Source organism: Streptomyces sp. NPDC001002, assembly GCF_053599215.1.
The window spans coordinates 1-24,304 of the sequence record NZ_JBSFLV010000136.1 but is presented as its reverse complement, the minus strand read 5'-3'; the positions used below and the strand labels follow the sequence as shown (position 1 = coordinate 24,304).

Genomic DNA, 24,304 nt, shown 5'->3' with positions numbered 1-24,304 from the left:
GCTGAGGGCTTGGCGGTTTCACCGTCGAGCAGGGTCCTTCAGTTCGCGTCGGTGGGCTTCGACGCGGTGATGTGGGAATTGGTGATGGCTCTGTGCACGGGTGCCTGTCTGGTCGTGGCATCGGCTGAGGAGATGTTGCCGGGTGCGGATCTGGCCGGGGTGATCGGGCGCCATGGTGTGACGCATGTGACGTTGCCTCCGGCGGTGTTGGGGGTGCTGGATCCGTCGGCGTTGGAGTCGGTGGAGACGTTGGTGTCGGCGGGTGAGGCGTTGGACGGCCCGCTGGTGGCGCGGTGGGCGTCGGGCCGGCGGTTCGTGAATGCGTACGGTCCGACGGAGACCACGGTGTGCGCGACGATGTCGCTCCCGCTGGTGCCCGGGGATGTGCCCTCGATCGGTGGCGGGATCGTCAACGCGCAGGTGTTCGTCCTGGACGACGCGCTGCGACCGGTACCGGTCGGGGTGATGGGCGAGCTGTATGTCGCCGGAGTCGGTCTGGCACGCGGCTATCTGGGCCGTCCGGGTCTGACCGGGGAACGCTTCGTGGCCTGCCCCTTCGGTGCGCCTGGTGAGCGCATGTACCGGACCGGCGACCGAGTGCGCTGGACGGCGGAGGGGCAGTTGGTCTTCGCGGGGCGTGCTGATGATCAGGTGAAGATCCGTGGTTTCCGTATCGAGCCGGGCGAGGTACAGGCCGTGCTGGCCGCGCACCCGGACCTGGCCCAGGCCGCAGTGGTCGTACGCGAGGACACTCCCGGCGACAAACGCCTCGTCGCCTACGTCGTGCCGACCGAGGAGACCGACGACTTGGTGGCTGTCGTTCAGGCGTATGCGGTCGATCGTCTGCCCGCCTACATGGTGCCGTCGGCGATCGTCGAACTGACCACCCTGCCGTTGACGGTGAACGGCAAACTCGATCAACGAGCCCTACCCGCACCGGAGTACACGCACGAACCCGGACGAGCACCGGCGACCGTGCAGGAGGAGCTGCTGTGCCAGGTGTTCGCCGAGGTGCTGGGGCTGCCGTCGGTGGGGGTCGATGACGACTTCTTCGCCTTGGGCGGGCACTCGCTGCTGGCGACGCGTCTCGTCAGCAGGGTGCGGTCGACCCTGGGTGTGGAGTTGCCGATCCGGATGCTGTTCGACGCGCCGAGCCCGGCGGGCATGGCGGCGCGGCTGGGTCAGGCAGAAGAGGGGCGTGCGGCTTTGGTCGCGCGTTCGCGTCCGGACCGGGTGCCGTTGTCGTACGCGCAGCAAAGGCTGTGGTTCCTGCGGGAGTTGGAGGGGCCGAACGCTACCTACAACATCCCGGTGGTGCTCCCGCTGACTGGGTTGCTGGACCGCGACGCGTTGGAGTCGGCGGTGCGGGATGTGCTGGGGCGGCACGAGGTGCTGCGGACCGTGTACCCGGCCGATGCGGGTGCGCCGTACCAGCGGATCCTGCCCGTGCCGGAGACCGGGTTCGCACTGCACACCGCCGAGGTGTCCCCCGACGGTCTTGCCGCCGAGGTGCGGCGGGCGACCGGTCACGTCTTCGACTTCGCGGTGGAGATCCCGGTGCGTGCCTGGCTGCTCAGCGCCGGGCCGGAGTCGCACACGCTCGTCCTGGTGGTGCACCACATCGCGTCGGACGGCTGGTCGATGGGTCCGCTGATGCGGGACCTGTCCACGGCGTACGCGGCACGGTGTGCTCAGCGGGCGCCGGAGTGGTCGCCGTTGCCGGTGCAGTACGCGGACTACGCGCTGTGGCAGCGCGAACTGCTCGGCGACGAGGACGACCCGGACAGCGTGCTCGCACAGCAAGTGGCCTACTGGCAGGGTGCGTTGGCCGATGCGCCGGAAGAGCTCGCGCTGCCGGCCGACCGGGCCCGGCCGGCGGAGGCTTCCTTCCGTGGGTACGAGGTGCCGTTCGTCGTCCCGGCCGAGGTCCATCGCAGGCTGTTGGAGGTGGCGCGGGCCGAGAGCGTCACGGTGTTCATGGTGGTGCAGGCCGCGCTCGCGGTGCTGCTGTCCCGGCTCGGCGCGGGGGAGGACATCCCGATCGGGTCGGCGATCGCGGGCCGTACCGACCAGGCGTTGGACGATCTGGTGGGCTTCTTCGTCAACACCCTTGTCATCCGCACCGATCTGTCCGGTGACCCGACCTTCCGGGAACTGCTGGCACGGGTGCGCGCCACGGGGCTGTCGGCCTTCGAGCACCAGGACGTGCCGTTCGAGAAGCTGGTGGAGGAGCTGGCGCCGTCCCGCTCGCTGGCCCGACACCCCTTGTTCCAGGTCATGTTGACCCTGCAGAACACCGAGGACCGGGTCGCGCGGAGTCTGCCCGGCGCTCAGCCGCAGGAGCCGCGGACCGGGACATCGGCTGACGCGACCGGTCAAGTGGGGGCGGCGGCTGCCAAGTTCGACCTCGACCTCACCGTCAGCGAGTTGTACGACGCCGATGGTGCCCCCGCCGGACTACAGGGCGCGCTGATCGCCGCCGCCGACCTGTTCGAGGCCGAGTCGGCCGCCCGTCTCACCGAGCGGTGGGCGCGAGTGCTGGACGCGGTGACCCGGAACCCGGGCCTGCGGCTCGGCGAGGTCGGGACGCTCGGTGCCGAGGAGCGGCACCGGGTACTGGACGAATGGAACGACACCGGGGCCGAGTTGCCGCCCGCCACCGTGCCGGAGCTGTTCGAGGCACAGGTGGCCCGGACTCCGGACGCGGTCGCCGTCGTGAGCGACGGGAGCGAGCTCTCGTATGCCGAACTGGACGCGCGGGCAAACCGGTTGGCGAGGCATCTCGTCGGGCGGGGAGTGGGGCCGGAGTCGGTGGTCGGCGTCGCCGTGCCACGCGGTGCCGACGCGGTGGTCGCGCTGCTGGGCGTGCTCAAGGCAGGCGGTGCCTATCTGCCGGTGGACCCGGGCTATCCGGCCGAGCGGATCGCGTTCCTGCTCGCCGACGCCGGTGCGGTCTGCGTGCTGACCTCGTCGACGGGGACGGCCGTACTCCCGGAGCCGGAACGGGTGCCGAGGGTCGTGCTGGACGCGCCGGAACTCGTCCGCGAGTTGGCCGCGCTCGACGGCCGGTGCCTGACCGATGCCGAGCGGGTCGGTCCGCTGCTGCCCGGGCACCGCGCCTATGTGATCTACACGTCAGGGTCGACCGGGCGCCCCAAGGGCGTGCTCGTCGAGCACCGGTCGGTGGCGAACCTGCTCTCCTGGGCGGCGGAGGAGTTCTCCGGCGAGGAGCTGTCCCGGGTGCTCGCCGCGACCTCGCTGAGTTTCGACGTGTCGGTCTTCGAGATCTTCGCCCCGCTGGTGTCGGGCGGCAGCATCGACGTCGTCGCGGACCTGCTCGCGCTGGGCGATCCCACCGCCGACGCCTGGTCCTCCAGCCTGATCAGCGCCGTTCCGTCCGCGTTCTCGCGGGTCCTCGGCGACGGGGTCCGGGGCCGGCCGCGCACGGTTGTCCTGGCCGGCGAGGCACTCTCCGACCGCGAGGCCGAGCGGATCCGCGAGGCTCTGCCGGGGGTCCAGGTGGCGAACATCTACGGTCCCACCGAGGCGACGGTGTACTCCGCGTCCGCCCGGCTGGACGGCCGGCTGGACGGCCCTGCGACGGGCGGCGCACCCATCGGCGCACCGGTCTCGCGGACCCGGGCGTATGTGCTCGACGACCGTCTGCAGCCGGTCCCGATCGGTGCCGTCGGTGAACTGCACCTCGCGGGTGCGCAGTTGGCGCGCGGCTATCTCGCGCGGCCGGGACTGACCGGCGAGCGGTTCGTCGCCTGCCCGTTCGGCGGGCCGGGGGAGCGGATGTACCGCACGGGCGACCGCGCCAAGTGGTCGGCGGACGGGCAACTGGTCTTCGTCGGGCGTGCGGACGAGCAGGTCAAGATCCGCGGCTTCCGTATCGAACCGGGCGAGATACAGGCCGTGTTGGCGGGTCATCCGGCGGTGGCGCAGGCCGCGGTGGTCGTGCGCGAGGACACGCCCGGGGATCCGAGACTGGCCGCGTACGTCGTGCCCGCACGACGGGGCGAGGAGCCCGGAGCGCTCGCAGGGCGGGGCGAGGACCCCGGCACGTCACTCCCGGAAGCCGTACGGGCCTTCATCGCCGGGCAGTTGCCGGCGTACATGGTGCCCGCGATCGTGACGGTGCTCGACGCGCTGCCGTTGACGTCCAACGGGAAGCTGGACCGGGCCGCGCTCCCCGCTCCCGAGTACGGCACGGGCGCGGGCGGCGGGCGCGGACCGGCTACCGCGCGCGAGGAACTGCTGTGCGCCGCGTTCGCCGAGGTCCTGGAACGCGACGCGGTCGGCGTGGACGACGACTTCTTCGCGCTGGGCGGGCACTCCCTGCTCGCGGTGTCGTTGGTGGAACGGCTGCGGACACGCGGGGTGTCGGTCTCGGTGCGCGCGCTGTTCCAGACCCCGACCGTGGCCGGACTCGCGGCGGTCGCCGGGCCCGAGCGAGTGGAGGTGCCGGAGAACCGGATACCGGTGGACGCGGACGAGATCACTCCCGCCATGCTGCCGCTGGTCGATCTCGACGACGCTCAAGTGGCTCTGCTGGTCGAGACAGTTGACGGCGGCGCGGCCAACGTGGCGGACGTCTATCCACTGGCCCCGCTCCAGGAGGGCATGCTTTTCCACCATCTGATGACCGCTCAGGACGGCGCGGACGTCTACGTCATGCCGGCCGTCGTGGAGTTCGCGACCCGGCAGCGGCTGGACGGCTTCCTGGCCGCCCTCCAGCAGGTGGTGGACCGGCACGACATCTACCGCACCGGCATCGTGTGGCAGGGACTGCCCGAACCGGTCCAAGTGGTGTGGCGCCGGGCGACGTTGCCCGTCACGGAGGTGCCGTCGGCCGAGGACGGCACCGCACCCGTCGATCAACTCCTCGCCGCGGCGGGGGAGTCCATGGACCTGGGACGGGCACCTCTGCTGGACGTGCACACCGTCCCGGCCGCCGACGGGCCGGGCTGGCTCGCGCTGCTGCGGATCCACCACATGGTGCAGGACCACATGGGCCTGGAACTCCTCATGGAGGAGGTCCGCGAGATCCTCGCCGGGCGCGCCGATGAGCTGTCGGCGCCGGTGCCGTTCCGCGAGTTCGTGGCCCAGGCGAGGGGCGGCAGCGATCGCGGAGCGCACGAGCGGTACTTCGCCGAGCTGCTGGCCGGCGTGACCGACACCACCGCGCCGTACGGACTGCTGGACGTGCACGGTGGCGGCGCGGACGTGGTGCGGGCGAACCTTCCGCTGGTGCCCGGGTTGTCCGGGCGGATCCGGCAGGTGGCCCGACGGCTCGGTGTCAGCCCCGCCACGCTGTTCCATCTGGCGTGGGCGCGGGTCCTGGCGGTGGTGGCGGACCGCGACGACGTGGTGTTCGGCACGATCCTGCTCGGCCGGATGACCACCGGCGCCGACCGGGTGCCGGGCCCCTTCATCAACACCCTGCCCGTACGGGTGCGTACCGCCGGACTCGACGTCCTCGCGGCGGTGTCCGCGATGCGCGACCAGCTGGCCGGACTGGTGGAACACGAACACGCGTCCCTGACGACCGCCCAGCAGGCCGCCCAACTCCCCGGGAACGCACCCCTGTTCACGTCGATCTTCAACTACCGCCACAACACCGGGCCACGCCCCACCGAGGACACGGGTGCGCGCGGGGAGCGGAGCGGTGGCATCAGGACCGTGTACATGCGGGAGCGCACCAACTATCCCCTCGCCGTCACGGTCGACGACGACGGGGACGCGCTGGGGATCACCGTGGACGCGGTCGCCCAGGTCGACGCCGACGCGGTGTGCGGCCTGCTCGGCACCGCCGTCGACGGCCTGGTCGGAGCGCTGGAGGCCGGCCTCGACGGCGCGCCGGACACCCCGCTCGACACGATCGACGTGCTCGACGCGGCCGAACGCCACCGCCTCCTCGTGACCTGGAACGACATCGGGGGCCCGGCCCCGCGCGCCATCGTGCCCGAACTGTTCGAGGCACAGGCCGCCCGCACCCCGGACGCCGCGGCCGTGATCTGCGACGGGACGGAGGTGTCGTACGCCGAACTGGACGCCTGGGCCAACCGCCTGGCCCGGTATCTGCGGGACGCGGGCGTCGGCGAGGAGTCCGTGGTGGGGCTCTGCCTGCCACGTGGCCCCGAGCTGCTCGCCGGTGTCCTCGCGGCCTGGAAGGCGGGCGCGGCCTATCTGCCTCTCGACGCCCAATACCCGGCGGAGCGGCTGGAGTTCATCGTTGCCGACAGCGGCGCGGACCTGGTGCTCGGTCACCGTGAACTGGTCGCGGACCTGGCGCTGGACCGGGTGGTGTGCCTGGACGACCCCGACGTGGTGCGGGCGCTCGACGCCCTGCCGTCCGGCCCGCCGGCGGTACGGCACGCGCCGGCCCGACTTGCGTACGTGATCTACACCTCCGGCTCGACCGGCCGCCCCAAGGGCGTGGCCGTCCCGCACGACAGCCTGGCCGGTCTGGTGGCCGCGCTCGGGCCGACGTACTGCCCGCAACCAGGCGTCCGGGTACTGCAGTTCACCTCGTTCAGCTTCGACGCGTCGGTGCTCGACGTGGCGGTGACCCTGTCCTCGGGCGGTGCGCTCGTGGTCGCGACCCCGGCACAGCGGACCGAACCCGCGCTGCTGGCCCGGCTGGCGGCCGAGACCGGCGCCTCGTCCATGGTCATGGTGCCGTCGGTGCTGGCGACACTCGACCCGGCCGCGTTCCCCGGGCTGTCGACCGTGTTCGTCGGCGCGGAACAGATCCCGGCGTCCCTGGTCGACGCGTGGGGACCGGGCCGGCGGCTGGTCAACGTGTACGGCCCGACCGAGACCACGGTCATCGTGTCCACCCGCCGGCTGGAACCCGGTGCTCCCGAGGTCACGATGGGCACGCCCAACCCCCGTACCCGCCTGTACGTCCTCGACGACCGGCTGCGGCCGGTGCCGGTGGGTGTGACCGGTGAACTGTACGTAGCCGGGGCACAGTTGGGGCGCGGCTACATCGGCCGGCCCGACCTGACCGGGCAGCGGTTCGTCGCCGACCCGTTCGGGTCGGGGGAGCGGATGTACCGCACCGGGGACCGGGTGCGCTGGACCGCCGACGGCGAGCTGGTCTTCACCGGCCGCGTCGACGACCAGGTCCGGATCCGCGGCTTCCGGGTGGAGCCCGGCGAGGTGCAGTCGGTCCTCGCCGCCCTGCCGGGCGTCGCCCAGGCCGCGGTCGTCGTACGGGAGGACACCCCCGGCGACAACCGGCTCGTCGCCTACCTCGTGCCCGCACCGGACGCCGATCGCGACGAACTGGCCGCCCGGGTCCGCGCCCAGGCCGCCGAGTTGCTGCCGCACTACATGGTCCCCTCGGCCGTACTCCTGCTGGACGCGCTGCCGTTGACGGTGAACGGAAAGGTCGACCGCCGGGCACTGCCCGCCCCCGACTACTCCGGCTCGGGCACCGAGCGGGCCACCCGTGGATCCGTCGGGATGCTCGAACAGATCATGTGCGAGGCCTTCGCCGACGTCCTCGGCGTCGAGTCGGTCGGCGTGGACGACGACTTCTTCGCCCTCGGCGGACACTCACTGCTCACGGTCTCCCTGGTGGAACGGCTGCGGGCCCGCGGGGTCTCGGTGGCGGTCCGCGACGTGGTCGCGAGCCCCACGGTCGGCGGCCTGCTGACCACCCTGAACCTCTCCTCGGTCCGCGACTCCCTCCGCGTCGTGCTCCCGATCCGCCCCCAGGGCGAGGGCCCCGCCGTGTTCTGCCTGCACCCGGGCGGCGGTCTGAGCTGGTGCTACCTGCCGCTGGCCCGGCACATCGACGCCGACTACCCGCTCTACGGCGTGCAGGCCCGCGGCCTGGACGGGACGACCCCGTTCGCGCGGTCGCTCACGGAGATGGCTGCCGACTACGTCGAGCAGATCCGCAGGGTCCGGCCCAACGGCCCCTACGTCCTGCTGGGCTTCTCCTTCGGCGGAGTCCCGGCCCACGAGGTGGCCGTACAACTGCGGGCCCAGGGCGAGCCGGTGGACCTGATCTTCATGGACGCCTATCCGGCGGAGCCGGCCCCGGAGCCGACGGACGCGGAGCCGACAGGTTCCGAGGACGTCCCGGCCGAAGAGCCGCCGGCCGGCCCCGAGCTGTGGGCGGAGGTGATCCGGGCCGAACTGGGCGAGGTGCTCAGCGGGTTCTCGGACGAGGAGGTCATGCTCTTCGCGCGGCTCTTCCAGAACAACATGGAGATCAGGGACGGGCACGAACTGGGCCACTTCGAGGGCGACGTCCTGCTGCTCGCCGCGACGGGCGGTGAACCGTCAGGCGGAGCGTCGAATTCCGAAAGGTGGGTGCCGTACGTCACCGGGGAGGTGCGGGAGATTCCCATTCCCTGCCGGCACACCGACATGGTGCGCCCGGAAATGCTGGAGCTCGTGGGGCGGGCCATTTCGGAATGGTTGGAATCCCGCTATGACATCAAGACAAATGGGTGACTACAGCAACGAACCCGCGTCCCATGGTCGCCGCTCCCCGATTCCGGCAGCCGGAATGACGAATTCCACGAAGCTTGAAAATCGAAGGAATCCGAGGAAGTCCAGGAAGCCCTGGTAGTCCAGGAAAGGGACGTGTGGTGTCATGCTCTCGGCTGTTGTGGTCGGTACCGGACTGATAGGCACGTCGGTGGCGCTCGCGCTGCACGGCAAGGGCGTCGCCGTCCACCTGCGGGACACCGATCCGGCGGCGGTGCGCACCGCGGCCTCGCTGGGCGCCGGCGTGCTCCAGGCCCCGGCAGGACCGGTGGACCTCGCGGTGCTCGCTGTACCACCCGCGCTGGTCGGAGGTGTCCTGGCCGACCTGCAGGCGGAGGGCGTGGCACGGCACTACACCGATGTCGCCAGCGTCAAGGCGGGGCCGCAGCAGGACGCCCTGGCGCTGGCCTGCGACACCGCGCACTACCTCGGCGGGCATCCACTGGCCGGCGCCGAGCGCAGCGGGCCGCTGGCCGCGCGCGCGGACCTGTTCGAGCAGTGCAGCTGGGTGCTCACGCCGACCGCCGACACCGACACGGAGACGCTGAACACCGTGCTGGAACTGGTGTCGCTGTGCGGCGCCGTCCCGGTGGTGATGGGCGCGACCGCGCACGACCGGGCCGTCGCCCTGGTCTCGCACGCGCCGCACGTCGTGGCGAGCCTCGTCGCGGGCCAGCTGGACCGGGCCGAGGACCGGGCGGTGAGCCTGGCCGGGCCCGGAATCCGTGATCTGACCCGGATAGCGGCATCCGATCCCCGTCTGTGGGTGGACATCCTCAGCGCCAACGCGGAGGCCGTCGCCGATCTCCTCGACGCGCTGGCCGCGGACCTCACCGACGCCGTCGCCGGTCTGCGCGCACTGGCGGCCACCGACGAGGACAAACGCGCGGGCGGAGCCCGTACCGTCGAGGACCTGCTGCGTCAGGGCAACGCGGGACGGGCCCGGATCCCGGGCAAGCACGGCTCGGGCGCGGTGCGCTACGAGACGGTGGCCGTGCCCATCAGCGACCGGCCCGGGGAACTGGCCCGGCTGTTCATGGACGCCGTCCGGGCCGGCGTGAACATCGAGGACGTCCGCCTGGAGCACTCCGCCGCGCAGCCCAGTGGCCTCGTCCACCTGGCCGTGGCCCAGAGCAACGCGCCCGAGCTGGAGGCGTCATTGCGCGGGCAGGGCTGGCCCGTGCGGTAGCACTGCCGCGGAACATCGGCGCGACCTTGGCCGTACATGACACTGCCCGGTGGCGGGGGCCACCGGGCAGTGAAGGCGTCACGGTCGATCAGCGGATCGCCGTACCGGGATGTCGGCTCACCCCGAGGCCGTGCTGCCGGACGTGGAACAGACATGGTCGTCCAGATCCTGCGCGAACCGCAGCCACGACTCCGCGCAGTGCCGTGCCAACCTGCCGATCAGCGCCCCGGAGTGCGGCGGTACGGCCGTGATGAGGCCGTCCCACTTGTCCGGGGCGAGGGCGGTCTGCTGCAGGAGGCGCAGCAGGTGCCGTCCTTCCTCCTTGTGCCGCAGCGACGGGTCGCGCAGCAGCTTGTTCATCGCCGCGACGAGCTCCGGCTGCGACACGCTGTCCTGGACCTCGGCGGCTCTGCGGTCCTGCGGGTCGGCCTCCGCGGCCCGGCTCACCTGTGCGGGCACGACCGCCCGCGAGGCGGCCCGCGGCCCGTCCTGACCGCCCGCGGACTCCGGCTCGGCGACCGCAGCAGGCACCGGCTCCCGGCCCGACCGCAGCCGCTTGCGTACGTCGCTGACCGTCGCCGGCGAGATCCCCGCGATCCGGGCGACCTCCCGCAGTGATGCCGCAGGGCGTGCGGCCAGTACCTCCGCGGCCCGGCGCCGGCCCTCCGCCGCGTTGAGCGGACGCACCTTGCCGTCCGCGCCGATCCGCGCGTTCAACTGCGGCATCGCGTCGGTCGAACGGCGGCGGATCGCCGCCACTGTTTTCGCGCTGAGCCCGGAGGCGCGCGCGATGGCCCGGTCGGACATGCCCGGCTGTGCCGCCATGATCCGTGCGGCGGCCGCGCGGCGGTCGGTCGGTGACAACGGCAGACCGTGCGTCACGTTCGCCGAGACGGCGCGCAGGAACGCCTCGTCGTCGGTGCCGTCGAAGAACTCCACGTCGATCGTGCTGCGGCCCCGCGTCAGCGCGGCGAGGAGCCGGTGCATCCCGTCCACGACGCGTAAAGTACGTCGGTCCACGATCACGGGAGGCAGCGGATCGTCCAGTTCGGCCAGCCTCGCCACGTGTTCCGGGTCGATTCCGGCAAGCCGGGGCGAGTCGGCGGGCAGCAATGAGACAATCGGCAGCTCCACGAATTTACGTCTGGAGACGGAGGCCAGCATGACTGGTGGGACACCTGGCCTGACGTCTGACTGAATCTGATTCACGACGAACACCCCCGTCTGTCGGATTGGACACTCGGGAAGACGCGGGACTGCTTCCGCGCGACCCGATGGCGCCGTTCCTCGTATTTGTCGTGCCCCTGGGCAACCCCCTGATCCGGTGATCGCTTCTGCTCGGCAAGAGTGAAGATGCGGAGTCATTCACACCCCTGTAATGGTCACAATATGCGGCGCGACTGTCGAGGGCGTTCTCTGTTCTCACAGGTGACGACATCCGGGTTCTGGAGTATCACCTCCGCGCAATCGGTTGGAAAGCGGCAAAGCGGGCATCGCTTATCAGGCGATGCCCATATCCGCAAACCTTTCGGGGCACGTCGAAATGCCCGGCCGGCGGTGGCCGTCGGGCCGACCACAGCTGACCGGGCGTCGTCACCGGCCGCGTGGGCCGGCGAGCCGGTGGATCACACATGGGCCGCGAAACGGCCGACCTTGTCGATCACGTCGTCGCCGTAGAGGCGGAGCGACTGCTGGACGGCGAACTCCGCCATGTAGCGCCGGAGTTCGTCCGGGTTCTCCTCGGTGAGATTCAGCATCCGGCGGTTCGCGACCACCGCCGGGCCCGCGAGCAGGCTCAGGCTCCGCTCCACGGCCGCGTCCATCTCGTCGGGCTCCACGACCTCGTCGGTGAGGGTACGGGCGGCTGGCTCACCCGCCCGTAGCGTACGCCCGCACAGGACGATCTCGCGGGCCAGCCGGGGTCCGCAGCAGCGGGGCAGCCGGAAGTTGGCGGCCCCCGGGATGATGCCCTCCTTCGCCGCGGGGAGGCTGAAGTACGCGTCGGACGCGGTGATCACGTGGTCGAAGACCAGCAGCAGCTGCATCCCGCCGCCGATCGCGAAGCCGTCCACCGCCGCGACCCACGGCTTCTCGACCGCACCGGAGTGCCACGGCACCCCGTCGTCGACCCGGATTCCGCGCAACAGCTTGTGGATGTAGCCCAGTTCGCGCCGCAGCAGGAAACCGACGAGCGAGATCGACCCGGCGTCCAGCGACTTGAGGTTGATGCCCGCGCTGAACACCCGTCGGCCCCGGTGGCGGGGATGGCTCATCACCCCGCCCCGCACCAGACCGACCCGCACCGAAGGATCCAGCAGCGCCAGGTCGACCGCGGTCTCCATGGCCTCGACCTGCTCGTCGTCCTCCGCGTTCAGACAGTCGTCCCGGCACATCGTGATCCGTGCGGCATCGCCCGTCCGCTCCAGCCGCACAGGTCCGAGGCCGACCACGCCGGTCCGTTCGAACTCCGGCAGCAGCGCGAGGGCCCGCGGGGTGGGCCGCAGCATGGCGTCCAGCAGATGCCGGCCGGCCCGGGCCGACCCCAGAACGGCGCCGAGGAAGATCCCCTGATCGATCTCCAGGCCCTCCTTGTCGGCCTGCCGCCGACTCCGCTCAGCCGCCAACTCCGCATGGCCGGGAACCAGTTCGGGAAACCGCTCGGCCGCCGCCGTGGCCAGCTCGGCCAGACGCAACTCCCGGGTGCGTCCAGCGGTGAGCTCGTCGTACACCGCGTCGACATGCACGTCCAGGAACGCCGCCCGCGCGGCCCGCACCTCGGCCTTGGCCGCATCGGCGGCGCCCCGCTCCCGAGCCGACCGCTCCGCGGGAGCGGGCAGGGCGGCGAGCACGACCCGCGCGCGCTCGGCCGCGTCGGCGACGGTGCGCCGTGCGCCGGCGAGATCGGCGGGGACGGCGAGGGGATCGTCGTAGGGCATCGCGAGCGGTTCCGCGACCGGTTCCGCGACCGGTATGGGGCCACCGCCCGTGCTGCGGACGGCAGTTGGTGGTGGGCGGTGGCCGGCGGTCGTCACGACGGTACCTCCGACGTCGTACGGCGCAGCGCGCGATCGCAGGCCGCCAGATGCGTGCCGAGGGAGTCCTCGAAGCCGGTGGTCCTCGCGTCGAGGGACAGCTGGCGTCTGATGGCCAGTTCGGCGCCGGGGATTCCGGTGGACCGTCCGGCCGTCGCCGCCAGGGCGCCCGCCACGTCGTCGGTCACCTCGTCGACCAGGTGCGCCGCCAGCGCCGTCGGCGCGTCCAAGGGCGTCCCGAAGAGCAGGGCCCGGCGGACCTCCGCACTCGCGCTCTGCCGGGCGAGCCGGTACAGCGACATCCCCGGCCAGGTCGCCCCCGACGGCGTGGCCACCCGCAGTCGGGCCGACGGAGTGGCGATACGGAAGTCCGTGGCCAGCAGCGCGTCCAGGGCCAGGCCGCCGCAGTCGCCCTCGACCACCGCCACCGTCACGGCGGGTAGCCGTTCGAGGCGGCGCAGTGCCCGCTCCCATCGGCTGACCAGAGCCACCGTCGCGCCGTCGGTCCACGCCTCCTCGGGCGCGCCCGAAACGTATACGATCACCACGCTGTCGCCTGCGCCGTCCTCGGCGCGGTCGCACACCGCGCCGACGGCCGCCAACGGCGCGGCCGACAGCGGCAGTTCGCCGTCGACACGGATCACCAGATCGTCCTCGCCCATCGCTGCCCCCGTCACCACTGCACCAGCGCCGTCTCGATCGTGGAGCCGGGACCCATCGTCATCAGGACGCCGAAATCGCCGGCCCGGGTCTCCCGTTCCATGAGCAGCCGTTCGTAGGAGAACAGGAACGAACCGCTCGACAGATTGCCGTAGTCACGCAGCACCCCGGTGGTGTGGCGCACATCGTGACGCGTCAGGCCGAGATTGACCCGGACCGCGTCGATGACCTTCTTGCCCCCGGAGTGCACCAGCCAGTGCCGGATGTCGCTGCGGCGCAGCCCGGCGCCGGACAGCAGCCGGTCCACGACCCGCTCGGCGTGCGCGCCGACCACGTACGGGATGTCCGGTGCCAGGAAGAAACTGAACCTGCCCTGCGCGTCGTCCCAGTCGTACCGCATCGCCTCCAGGGCGTCGGTGACGATATGGCTCGCGAACGACAGCACCCGCGGCCCCTGCGGCACCACTTCACCGCCGTCACCGGTCGGCGCCACCAGCGCGATGGCCGCGCCGCCGTCCCCGAACAGGCTGTTCACCACCGAGGTGCGCATCGTCCCGTCCAGGACGTACGCCGCCGAACACGCCTCCGCGCACACCATCACGGCCACCCGGCCGGGATGCGCGGACGCCCAGGCGGCCGTGGAGTTGAGGGCGTTGAGGCCCGCGTTGCAGCCCATCCCCACCACGTCCACGCGATGGCACGCCGGATCGATCCCCATGCCGCGGATGAGCAGGGCACTGAGCCCCGGCGTGAGGAAACCCGTCGTCGTCACGCAGCACAGATAGTCGACCTGCGACAGATCCAGACCCGCGCTCTTCAGCGCCTCCTGCAGGGCACGGGACCCCATGTCGACAGCGAGCCGCTTGTGCTTGGCGAGCAGTTCGCCCTGCACCTCGGGCGCCCGCACCCCGTCCGCGTCGGGCGGCGGGACGGACAGGAAACGGCGGTCGATCGCGCTGTTGAGGAACACCGACCGGATCTTCGGGTCGCTGATCTCCAGCATGTCGAGCAACTCGCCCTGCGAATAGGGGTCCCCGGCAACAGCCGTCCCCACCCCGACGATCCGCGGGGCGGGGGGACCGGCGAGGGGCGGGACGGCGGCCGGAGCCGGCTCCTGGAGCTCGGTGGTCATCGGAACGTCCACCCCCACATACGGGGCTTGCCGCGCGGTGCGAATGCAGCGGTCACCATGACGGTCGTCCTTTCTCGGTTTCGGTGTCGGGATGCGGTCCGGCCTGGGCCTAGGAACGGGCCTCTGCTTCGGCCTCGGCCTCGATGAAGCGGGCCAGCCGGCCGACGCCCTCGTCGATCTCGGCCTGGCTCAGATAGCTGGTGGACAGGCGCACGGCACGCTCGCCGCCGCCGGTCGGGTAGAAGTACGACATCGGCGTCCAGATCACGCCGAAGTCCTGCGCGGAGCGCGCGAGTGCCGCGTTGTCGGCGAAGAAGGGGACGTTCACGGCGACGAAGAACCCCCCGCTCGGCCGGGTCCAGTCCAGCCCCAGCGCGGCCCGGCGCTCGGCGGGAAAGCACGCGTCCAGCCGCCGCAGGGTGGCCGCCATCGCGTTGCCGTAGTGCGCCGACGTCTCGGTGTTGAGCCGCGAGGCGTGTCCGTCGGCGGCGAGCAGCATGCCCGCGACCGCGGCCTGGCTCAACGGTGACGTGTTCACCGTGACCATGCTCTTGATCTTGGCGAGCTCGTCGGCGAGCAGACCGGCACCGTCCACCGGCTGGTCGGCGATCGCGAACCCCACCCGCGCACCGGGGAACAGCGTCTTGGAGAACGACCCGAGATGGACCACCCGCCGGCCGCGGTCGAGGGACTTGAGCGTCGGCAACTGCGGCCCAGGACTGACCGATCGGTAGGGGCTGTCCTCCAGCAACAGGATGTCCAGCCGCTCCGCCAGGTCGAGCAGCGCGTGCCGGGTCTCCAGGGACATCGTGTGACCCGAGGGGTTCGCGTGGTCCGGCACCACATAGAACGCCCGGGGCCGCCGCCCGCGTGCCCGCTCGGCGCGCACCGCGGCCTCCACGTCGGCGACCCGCAGACCGTCGGCCCGCTCCGCGACCCCGGCGAGTTGCAGGTCCAGGATCCGGGCCGCGCCCGTGATGCCGACGTAGCAGGGGGTCGCCACCATCACGACGTCGTCGGGGTGCGCGATCAGCGCGCGCAATGCGAGAACCATCGCCTCCTGGCAGCCCACCGTGACCACGATCGACTCCGGCGCTACGTCGATGCCCTCGTCCTTGCGCAGCCAGTCGGCGATCACCTCGCGGATGCGGCCGCCGGTCGGGCCGTACTGGAACAGCGTGTCCCGGATCTCGGCGGGCGAACGGCCCTCCGCCGCCAGATGGTCGAGGTAGCCGCGCAGGTGGGTGAAGATCTGCTCGACGTCGAAGTAGCCGTCGTAGGGGCGGCCCGGCGCGAAGGAGATCGCGTCCGGATAGCGGTGGGTGATCTCGTTGAGGAAATTCATGGTGTCCAGCAGCGGATCGCTCAGACTCGCGTGCAGATCCCGCACGGACAACCGCGCGCCGATGCCGGCACTCCGGACGGGCCCGGCATCCCGTACGACTGACTGGGCGCCGCGCAGGGCCGGTTGGGCGTGAACCTCCGGGGCTGTATCCCTCGCTGGCGGACCCGGCACCGTCTGCGTCCACAGCAGGTCGGGGCCCGCGTCGGCGATGGTGGCGGTGCCGGTCAGGCTCATCGCGTCGGACAGTTCGTCGACCACGATGTCCAGCACCTGGGTGACGCCCTCCCGACCGGCCGCCGCCAGTCCGTGCAGCACCGGCCGTCCCAGCAGGACCGCGTCGGCGCCCAGCGCCAGCGCCGCCAGCACGTCTGAGCCCCGGCGCACCCCGCCGTCCAGCAGCACCGGGCACGCCCCGGCGACCTCCGACGCGATCTCCGGCAGTACGTCCGCCGTCGCCGGAGCGCGGTCGAGCTGACGGCCCCCATGGTTCGACACGACGATGCCGTCGGCGCCCGTGTCGACCGCCCGGCGTGCGTCGGCGGCGCCGAGGACGCCCTTGAGGAGGACCGGCAGCGGACTCACCGCTCGCAGCCACTCCAGTACGGACCAGTCGAGCGCCGGATCGAACTCCGCCAGGGCGTGGCCGCTCGGCGAGGAGTAGTCGGCGTCGGCCAGGTTGGCCGGTTCGACACCCGCGGGCAGCCGGAAGCCGTTGCGCAGATCGCGCAGCCGCCGGCCCAGCCGGGGTGCGTCCACGGTGAGGACCAGCGCCTCGAACCCGGCCCGCCCGGCCCGCTCGATGAGCCGCCGGGTCGTGTCCCGGTCCCGGAAGCAGTAGACCTGGAGCCACAGCGGGGCGGAAGAAGCGGCGGCGATCTCCTCGAAGGTCCGGCCCGCGAACGTGCTCACCACCAACGGCACCCCGGCCGCACCCGCCGCGTGGGCGGTGGCCACCTCGCCCTCCGGGTCGGCCAGCGTGTGATAGGCCAGCGGCGCGATCGCCACCGGCGCGGGCCAGACGCGGCCGAGGACGGTCGTCGCCGTGTCGGGCGCTCCGGTGCCGGCCAGCACCCGGGGCCGTAGTCCCAGCCGGTCGAAAGCCGCCAGATTCGCTGCGAGAGTCCGCTCCTCACCGGCCCCGCCGCTGATGAAGTCCCATACGGGTGCGGCCATTTGGGCGCGTGCCAGCTCGGCGAACTCGTCGAGGGTCAGAGCGTCCGGTACGCCCGTGGCGAGAGACTCGGTGCTCATTCCGCCGCCAGCCGGCCGCGCTCGACCGCCTCGTACAGCGCCCTGATGTTGGAGCTGCCGAATCCGCGGGAGCCGCGCCGCTGGATGAACTCGTAGAAGAGGGTGTTGTGTTCATAGGGGGAGCGGGTGAACAGCTGCAGCAGATAGCCCCATTCGTCGCGGTCCGCCAGCACATGGGCCGACCGCAGCTCCGCTATCTCCTCGCCCATCTCCGGGAACCGCTTGCCCAGGAGGTCGTAGTACGCACCGGGTGTGCTGAGGAACTGCACGCCCCTGTCGCCGAGTTCACGCACCGCGGGCACGATCTCGTCGACCAGGAAGGCCAGATGCTGGACCCCGGAACCGTTGTTGCGGTCGAGGAACGCGTCGATCTGCCCCGCGCTCTTCTTCTTGTCCGGCTCGATGAGGGTGAACGTCACGCCGCCCGAGGCGCTGCGCACCACGAGGGAGTCCATCGCCTGGTCACCGAACGCCACGTACTCCGCGGAGTAGAGGGCGAGCCCGAACGCCTCGGCGTAGAACTGCTTGTAGTCTGCCAGCGTCCCCGCCTCCAGACACACCGCGACATGGTCCAGCGACGAGATCCGCCCGCCCGCCGCAGCCGGGGCGGGGACCGAACCCGTCGCGGATCCCGTGTCCGCCGCGGCCGTCCACGCACGGTCCGGTGGCAGCCCGTCCGAGCCGGACGCACCGACGGGCAACAGCGTGTGGCGGACCCCGCCGAAGCCGGTCACCGACCGGGCGGAACCCGAGCCGTCGACGCTCCGGGCGCCGGCCGCCAGCGCCGCGTCGTACGTGGCGTCGACGTCGTCGCACGTCACGGCGATGTCGGCGATCCCGTCGCCGTGCACCTCCAGGAACTCCCGGGTCCCCGGGCCCGTGGTCAGCAGGATCTGCACCCCGCCCTGCCGCAGCAGCACGGAACGCGTGTCGCGTCCCTCGGACTCCGCGACGGCCGCGAAGCCCATGGACGACACGAAATAATCAAACGCGGATTTCCTCTCGCTCGCGTACAGCTCAACGTATTCGATGTCTCGCACGCCCATGGTGGAACCTCACGACGGGAATCGGTTTCGGTCAGTTCTGGTCGGGGAGTCAGTTCTTGTCGAGGAATTCGACGATCGCGGAATTGACTTCCGCGGGACGTTCCAGATAGCCGAGGTGGCCGCAGTCCGGTATTTCCACCAGATCGCAGTCGGGTATGGCGTCGGCGACCTCGGCGCACAGCTTCGGTGGGGTGACGGCGTCGTCCGTGAAGGCGATGACCCGGCACGGCACGGAAATCTCCCGCAATACGTCACGGCGGTCGTCGACGATATCGGCCCAGGCCTGTCCGGCGGCCGTGCTCTCGGAGTCCGCCAGCTCGAACAGGTCCAGCCACGCCGACACCGCGTTGTCGTCGTTCCGCGTCGTGGGCGACAGCATCTGAAGAACCGACGTGACAGCCTCGTAGCGGGGCGGGAGCCGTATTCCGCTTTCACGCAGCGCGCGGTCCGCCAGCGTGTGCGCCTCGCGGAAGGCGTCCGTCCTGCCGCGAGTGGCGATCAGCACGGCGCTACGGACGAGATCCGGCCCTTCGACAGCCATCTCCTGCGCGATCATGGCTCCCAGAGAGGTGCCGACGACATGGCAGGGTGCCAGGTCCAGCCCCTTGATCAGCCCTTTCGTGTCCTCGACGAGGTCGGCGAGGGCATACCGGCCGGCCGGCGCGTCGGACGGCGGGATCCCGCGGTTGTCGAAGGTGACCGCCTCATATCCGGCCCGCATCACGGCCGGTGTCTGATGCATCGTCCACACGCGACCGGAAGCCGCCGAACCCATGATGAAGAGCACGCTCTTTCCGCGGCCGGAGCGTTGGTAGGAGAGCTGGATTCCGTTGGTGCGAACGTGGGGCATGACGCTCCTGCGGCATCGATTAGGAAAGAGGGAGAACCGTGAGGGCAAGGGTATAAACCGGCGACAACCCCCTGTGGTACGTGGCCGCTACAGAGTCTACGTCTCCCTCGGGGGTATTCCGGAAGGTGACCGATTTCATTGTTCAACTGCGGTAAGGCATCGGTTGAACAGCTGAGCGTCTCTCCACCGAGACAATTATGATCTACGATCTCGGACGGGGCGCCGGTGTTTTTCGGAGCACGGACAGAGCGTTGCCGGACGGCGTCTACCGGTTGCGCAGCTCGGCCACGGACATGCCGAGAACGGCGAATTGTCCCACCCGGCCTTCGTAAGTCGCAGTGGCCCGGGCGGAGGTCGGTCCTGGTGCCGGTTTGGTACGCGGCAACGGAGTGTTCACCGGCGATGATCACATTGGTCGTCCGTCGGCCGTGAGGGTGCTCGAGTCTTCTGTGGCTGGTGGTCCATCAGTCGGCACGGACGGCCGTGTCCGTGTGCGATGGGGAGGGTCACCCGGATGCCAGGGCGGCGGAGTGGGAACTCGACGGCGTACGAACGCTACTTGCGCACGGATGAGTTACTCGGCTTACAGAAGGACGCGGCCGGGCTCGTCGACCCGGACGAGATGATCTTCATAGTCGTCCAGCAGTCGTCGGAACTGTGGCTGAAGCTCACCGCGCACGAGTTGGAGTCCGCGGTTTCCGCGACCCGCTCCGATGCCGTTCTCTCGGCCGTGCGGCACCTGCGCCGGATCCATTCCTACCTGGCGAACCTCACAGGACAACTCGACGTCCTCGACCACATTCCGCCGTGGTCGTACCAGAAGATCCGGACACAGTTGGAGGACGGATCCGGGTTCTCCTCGCCGGGATGGGCGCGTACCCGGAGATGTGCCCGGTCGCTGGGGGAGGAGTTCGCCGCGTTGATGGCGCGCCGGCCCGTCGAGCTGCGCGAGCTGTACACGCGCCACACCGAGTTCGAGGACCTGTACCAGCTCGCGGAGTGCCTCGTCGACCTCGACAGCGACTGCATGCTGTGGCGCACACGCCACCTGAAGGTGGTCGAGCGGATGGTCGGCGTCGACGCGGTGGGCGTGGCCGGAACACCCATCGAAGTACTGGCGAAGCTCTCCACCGAGCGCTTGTATCCGGAACTGTGGCTGGTCCGCTCACAACTCACCAGCGAGGCCGGCGAGTTCTTCGCGACCGCGCCGCCGTCCGATCACTGACCACTCACCGCTGACCGCTGACCGAGAGGCCGAGATGCCCGAGTTCTCCCGCGAGTCGTACACCGACTGGGACCGCCTCATCGACGCCGTACGCCCGCACCTCGATACGCTGCTCGATACCCAGCGCACTCCGTGGACACGGCCGGTCACCAGTGACGACGAGGCGTTCTACGAGCGCTCACGCGTCGCGGGGGCGGCTCCGGAGCGTGGCACCCCGCTTCCCGAACTGCTGACGGAGATCACTTCGACGGTCCTGGAACGCGGGTATCTCAACGGGGCCCACCCGCAGTACTTCGGCTACTTCCACCCGCGGCCGCTGCCGGTGGCCGTCCTCGGCGACAGCATCGCCTCCTTGCTCAATCAGAGTCCGGCGGCCTGGCGGATGGGGCCGGCCGCCACGGCCATGGAGACGGAGACACTGTCCTGGGTGGCGGACTTCATCGGCTACCCGACCGCGACCGTCCCCGGCGGCATCTTCACCACGGGCGGGACGATGGCCAACATCTCCGCGTTGAAGCTCGCCCGGGACGCCGTGCTGGGAGAGGCGGTACGGGAGAAGGGGATCACGGGCGGCGGCACCGTGTATGTCTCCGCCGAGCTGCACTACTCCATCTCCAGGGCTCTGGACTTCCTCGGTATGGGGCGTGAGGCGCTGCGCGTCGTGCCGACCGACCGTGCGGGGCGTATGAATGTCGCGGCACTGCGCGAGCGGATCGGTGCCGATGTACGGGCAGGGCAGCGGCCGGTCGCCGTGGTCGGTCTGGCGGGGGCCACGGCGACCGGTGCGATCGATCCGTTGGCAGATCTGGCGCAAGTCGCGGCGGAGCACGCCATGTGGTTCCACGTGGACGGTGCCGCGGCGGCGGTGTTCGCCGGTCTCCCGCGTACACGGGAGGTGTTCACGGGACTGGCGGCGGCGGACTCGGTCACCTTGGATCCGCACAAGTGGATGTTCGTGCCGTACGGGTTGGGGTGCCTGCTGGTCCGTGACGCGCAGCGGCTCTCCGCGAGCTTCGCCGACCAGGCGCACTACTGGAACCACGACGACCGTACCGATTTCGTGTTCCTGGGCCCGGACGGCGCACGTCCGTGGAAGTCGCTGGGCCTGTGGCTGGCCATGCGTCACCTCGGTCGAGAGGGCTATGCGGAGCTGCTGCTGGGCAACCTGGATGTCGCCCGACACCTGGCCGAGCGGGTGCGTGCCACCGACGGTCTCGAACTCCTGGCCGACCCGGTCGTTCCGATCTGCTGTTTCCGCGCGGTCCCTGAACGGGAGGGTGTGGATCTGGCCAAGTACACCGAGCGACTGCACCGCGCGGTGGTGGCGCGCGGCGACTTCCACCTCACGGTCTGCCACCCCAACGGCGAGACCTACCTGAGAGCGGCGGTGAACAACTACACCACCCGCAACGAACACGTCGACGCTCTGCTGGAGGCCGTGATCGAGGCGCGCGCCGTGCTCGATGCCTGAGGATTCGAGCCGGGGTCTCACGGTGAGGGCCGTCGGGCGGACGGCACCCAGAGGAGACTTCGGAGCCCCGACACCCCTCGGAGATCATTTACGGGACAGTCTTAGGCTGGCGTGGTGACTGATGAGCAGGAGCGGGTGGAGCCGTCGGGCGTGTGGGCCACGGCGGTAGGGGTGGCCAGGGTGCGGGCGCTGGAGAGCGAGCGGGAGGACGCCCTGTTCCGCGATCCGCTGGCACAGGCCTTCGCCGCCGCCGGCGGCCTGTGGCCCTCCTCGCCGCCGCCCGCTGACGAGGCCGCACGACGCCGTCGGCTGGGTGTGGCGTTCTCCATCGTCATCAGGACGAGGTTCCTCGACGACTTGTTGCGGCAGGCCTGCGCGTCCGGGGTCCGGCAGGTGGTGCTGCTCGGCGCCGGGATGGACAGCCGGGCCTTCCGGATGGACTGGCCCGAAGGCACCCGGCTGTTCGAGGTCGACACCGCCGTGCCACTGGACTTCAAGGCTTCGGTGCTGCGCCAGGAGCGGGCTGTCGCGCGCTGCGAGCGGATCACCGTGGCGGTGGATCTCCGTGAGGACTGGCCGGCCGCGCTGGTCGCCGCGGGGCACGATCCGGCGGCGCCGACGGTGTGGATCGCCGAGGGTCTGCTGATCTATCTGCCCGAGGACGCGGTGGAATTGCTGCTGGCCCGGATCGGCGCGCAGTCGGCGGCAGGCAGCCGGATGGGCCTGACGTTGGGCTCGCGCGGCGTGATCGAGCGCTTCGGCCCTGATGCCGTGCCGGGCTCGGCGGCGTCCATGTGGGTCTCGGAGATGCCCGACGACCCGGTGGGCTGGCTGGCCGGGCACGGTTGGGAGGCCGGCAGCAACACCCTGCGCGAGCGCGCTGCCGCCTACGGCCGGCCGATAAGCACTCCGCCGCAGCACGACGAGGGGCCCGGTGGACTGATCTCGGCAGTCCGCCGGTAGAGCGCAGGGTTCGGTCAGCTGGCCGGAGAGGCCGTGTGCGCCCGTCGCCCGGCCAATGCCTGGTCGGCGTTGGCCAGTTGGGTACGCATGTCCTTCTTGACGGCGGCGAGATCCCGTTGCTTCTCGGCCATCGCTCGCCGCTCGTACGCCGCATCGACCGCCGACCATACGCCGATGACGTTCGTCTTCCGTTTGCAGGCCACGTCCGTGCTCGCGAGCGCACGCTCGGCCGGGCCGGCCGTGGGGCCGTTGAACGTGGGGTTCTTGCCGGGCGCTCGGGTCGGGTCAGCGTAGGTGTAGTCGTTGTTGTGCTGCTTCATGCACTGCGACCAGGCGCGGAAGGCGGCCACCACGCGAGGGTCGCGTTGTGAGTCACGGTAGCTGCCGATGTTGATGGCGCTGACGACTTGCTGGTTCCCCAGTTTCTGCGGGTCCCCCGACAGGGCCTTGGTGGCCTCGGCCTCGCAGCCGCCCACAGGGAGCCGACGACCACGCGAGTCAGTGCTGGCCGCTGTGCCGTCCTGATGCAGTCCGCGGAGAACGAGCATTGCTTCCGGCGCCGGCTGCGCTCTCGTGGGCTTGTTCTTGACCTGCGGTGGTACGGAGCCGGGAACGGGGTGGTAGCCGTAGCGGGCTGCCTTGGCCGCGTCCGTGATGCCGTACCGGTGCGCCGTGTTGGCCGGGTTCAAGGTGCCCGTCTCCGGGATGGGGCCGGTGGGGGCGGGCCAGGAGTGGCCGAAGCGTCGCATGCAGGACTCGGTCAGTACGGCCTTGGCCCGGAACAGGCGCCCGACCTGACGATCGGTGAACAGGTAGGGCTCGACGGGCAGTACGAGGGAGCTGACATCGAGCACCTTCGCCACCGTGATGGCGGGAAGCGGCCCGGACACTGTCGACGTCCCGGATGGAGGGTGCGCCGGCGTCGACTCCGCCGCCTGCCCCTGCGCGCATCCCGCCGTGACGGCGAGCAGGATGACAGCCGCCCCGAGACGCCGAGCCCTGTGAATTCGTCGCGCCGGCATGCTGTCGTATCCCTTCCAGAGTGCGGGTGCGAGCCCGCCCGCCGGTGCGCGGGCGGGCCGGACAGGCATCAGCCGGCGTAGTACCAGCCGAGTGAGGCGTTGTTGTTCTGTACGCCGGAGTTCAGCGGGCGGGACTCGCCGGGCCATACGTCGTCGTAGGGGGCGTCGCCGCTGGCGTTCTGGTTCTCGTTGTAGAAGATGCGGGCCCTGAAGCTCGGGTCGTTGTTCCAGGCGCGGTACACGTTGTTCTTCACCCTCAGGCCGTGACCCTCGCCGCCGGCCGCGAAGGTGTGTCCCGCGAAGTCGTTGACCGCCGTGCCGTACTTGCTCCAGGAGCTGTTGTCGGAGCCGCTGTAGTAGAGGTAGACGTTGTTGTCCCAGCTGGCAGCCTGGGTCTGAGCGGTCGCGGCTTCCGTCTTCGCGGTGGCCGGCGCGGTGGCCAGGACGGTGCTGCCGGCGAACAGTGCTGCGGTGACCGCGATGGATCCCACCACACGACGTGCTGTTGTCACGATGCTCCTCCGTTGGCGTACGACATGGAGTTGCGCTCGGGCAGCACCGTCCTGGCCACCGCGCCGGCCACCGCGAAGACGGAAGCCGCGAC

14 protein-coding genes are annotated in these 24,304 nt (G+C 70.8%); 5 read left to right on the top strand and 9 right to left on the bottom strand.

The window, feature by feature from the left end:
* On the top strand, positions 1 to 8,478 hold an 8,478-nt coding region (locus tag ACWDR3_RS38430), incomplete at its 5' end, for an amino acid adenylation domain-containing protein (RefSeq protein WP_450357224.1).
* Between the two features lie 142 nt (positions 8,479 to 8,620).
* Positions 8,621 to 9,703: a prephenate dehydrogenase gene (locus tag ACWDR3_RS38425; RefSeq protein ID WP_450357223.1), complete on the top strand. Its 1,083-nt coding sequence runs from the start codon at positions 8,621 to 8,623 to the stop codon at positions 9,701 to 9,703.
* A gap of 117 nt (positions 9,704 to 9,820) precedes the next feature.
* On the opposite strand, the gene ACWDR3_RS38420 is transcribed toward ACWDR3_RS38425, so the two are convergent.
* The 7 genes from ACWDR3_RS38420 to ACWDR3_RS38390 all read right to left on the bottom strand — a co-directional run bounded on the left by ACWDR3_RS38420 (position 9,821) and on the right by ACWDR3_RS38390 (position 19,019).
* On the bottom strand, positions 9,821 to 10,867 hold the full coding sequence (locus ACWDR3_RS38420; RefSeq protein ID WP_450357222.1) for a transcriptional regulator: 1,047 nt from the start codon (positions 10,865 to 10,867) through the stop codon (positions 9,821 to 9,823).
* A 461-nt stretch (positions 10,868 to 11,328) separates the two neighbouring features.
* Positions 11,329 to 12,735 carry a (3,5-dihydroxyphenyl)acetyl-CoA 1,2-dioxygenase DpgC gene (gene dpgC / locus ACWDR3_RS38415; RefSeq protein WP_450357221.1) on the bottom strand — a complete coding sequence of 469 codons (1,407 nt, stop codon included), beginning with the start codon at positions 12,733 to 12,735 and terminating at the stop codon, positions 11,329 to 11,331.
* A complete protein-coding gene (dpgB, locus tag ACWDR3_RS38410; protein WP_450357220.1) occupies positions 12,732 to 13,397 on the bottom strand; it encodes an enoyl-CoA-hydratase DpgB in 666 nt (221 codons plus the stop codon). Before dpgB ends, dpgC begins: the two co-directional genes overlap by 4 nt.
* Before the next feature lie 11 nt (positions 13,398 to 13,408).
* Positions 13,409 to 14,527 carry a 3,5-dihydroxyphenylacetyl-CoA synthase DpgA gene (gene dpgA / locus ACWDR3_RS38405; protein ID WP_450357219.1) on the bottom strand — a complete coding sequence of 373 codons (1,119 nt, stop codon included), beginning with the start codon at positions 14,525 to 14,527 and terminating at the stop codon, positions 13,409 to 13,411.
* Positions 14,528 to 14,636: 109 nt separating this feature from the next.
* The gene (locus ACWDR3_RS38400; RefSeq protein WP_450357218.1) at positions 14,637 to 17,123 is read right to left on the bottom strand and encodes an aminotransferase class I/II-fold pyridoxal phosphate-dependent enzyme; all 2,487 of its coding nucleotides are present in this window, start codon (positions 17,121 to 17,123) and stop codon (positions 14,637 to 14,639) included.
* Positions 17,120 to 18,169 (bottom strand): 4-hydroxyphenylpyruvate dioxygenase, encoded by a 1,050-nt coding sequence (gene hppD, locus ACWDR3_RS38395; RefSeq protein ID WP_450357217.1) that lies wholly within the window; start codon positions 18,167 to 18,169, stop codon positions 17,120 to 17,122. Before hppD ends, ACWDR3_RS38400 begins: the two co-directional genes overlap by 4 nt.
* A 49-nt stretch (positions 18,170 to 18,218) precedes the next feature.
* A complete protein-coding gene (locus tag ACWDR3_RS38390; protein ID WP_450357216.1) occupies positions 18,219 to 19,019 on the bottom strand; it encodes an alpha/beta fold hydrolase in 801 nt (266 codons plus the stop codon).
* Between the two features lie 496 nt (positions 19,020 to 19,515).
* On the opposite strand from ACWDR3_RS38390, the gene ACWDR3_RS38385 reads away from it, so the two are divergent.
* From ACWDR3_RS38385 to ACWDR3_RS38375, 3 genes are all read left to right on the top strand, one after another.
* Positions 19,516 to 20,244 (top strand): tryptophan 2,3-dioxygenase family protein, encoded by a 729-nt coding sequence (locus ACWDR3_RS38385; RefSeq protein WP_450357215.1) that lies wholly within the window; start codon positions 19,516 to 19,518, stop codon positions 20,242 to 20,244.
* A 34-nt stretch (positions 20,245 to 20,278) separates the two neighbouring features.
* Positions 20,279 to 21,715 (top strand): pyridoxal phosphate-dependent decarboxylase family protein, encoded by a 1,437-nt coding sequence (locus ACWDR3_RS38380; RefSeq protein ID WP_450357214.1) that lies wholly within the window; start codon positions 20,279 to 20,281, stop codon positions 21,713 to 21,715.
* A gap of 150 nt (positions 21,716 to 21,865) precedes the next feature.
* Entirely contained in the window at positions 21,866 to 22,678 is an 813-nt protein-coding gene (locus tag ACWDR3_RS38375) for a class I SAM-dependent methyltransferase (protein WP_450357225.1), read from the top strand.
* Between the two features lie 14 nt (positions 22,679 to 22,692).
* Here ACWDR3_RS38375 and ACWDR3_RS38370 read toward each other — a convergent pair whose 3' ends face one another.
* Together ACWDR3_RS38370 and ACWDR3_RS38365 are read right to left on the bottom strand one after the other, a co-directional pair.
* Positions 22,693 to 23,532 carry a hypothetical protein gene (locus ACWDR3_RS38370; RefSeq protein ID WP_450357213.1) on the bottom strand — a complete coding sequence of 280 codons (840 nt, stop codon included), beginning with the start codon at positions 23,530 to 23,532 and terminating at the stop codon, positions 22,693 to 22,695.
* Positions 23,533 to 23,768: 236 nt separating this feature from the next.
* Positions 23,769 to 24,212, bottom strand: coding sequence for a hypothetical protein (locus ACWDR3_RS38365; protein WP_450357212.1), 444 nt, complete (start codon positions 24,210 to 24,212; stop codon positions 23,769 to 23,771).
* Between the last annotated feature and the right edge of the window lie 92 nt (positions 24,213 to 24,304).

Coding starts and splice junctions, on each gene's coding strand:
- ACWDR3_RS38425 (WP_450357223.1), top strand. CDS start 8,621: ATGCTCTCGGCTGTTGTGGTCGGTACCGGACTGATAGGCACGTCGGTG.
- ACWDR3_RS38420 (WP_450357222.1), bottom strand. CDS start 10,867: ATGCTGGCCTCCGTCTCCAGACGTAAATTCGTGGAGCTGCCGATTGTC.
- dpgB (WP_450357220.1), bottom strand. CDS start 13,397: ATGGGCGAGGACGATCTGGTGATCCGTGTCGACGGCGAACTGCCGCTG.
- dpgA (WP_450357219.1), bottom strand. CDS start 14,527: ATGACCACCGAGCTCCAGGAGCCGGCTCCGGCCGCCGTCCCGCCCCTC.
- ACWDR3_RS38400 (WP_450357218.1), bottom strand. CDS start 17,123: ATGAGCACCGAGTCTCTCGCCACGGGCGTACCGGACGCTCTGACCCTC.
- hppD (WP_450357217.1), bottom strand. CDS start 18,169: ATGGGCGTGCGAGACATCGAATACGTTGAGCTGTACGCGAGCGAGAGG.
- ACWDR3_RS38390 (WP_450357216.1), bottom strand. CDS start 19,019: ATGCCCCACGTTCGCACCAACGGAATCCAGCTCTCCTACCAACGCTCC.
- ACWDR3_RS38385 (WP_450357215.1), top strand. CDS start 19,516: ATGGGGAGGGTCACCCGGATGCCAGGGCGGCGGAGTGGGAACTCGACG.
- ACWDR3_RS38380 (WP_450357214.1), top strand. CDS start 20,279: ATGCCCGAGTTCTCCCGCGAGTCGTACACCGACTGGGACCGCCTCATC.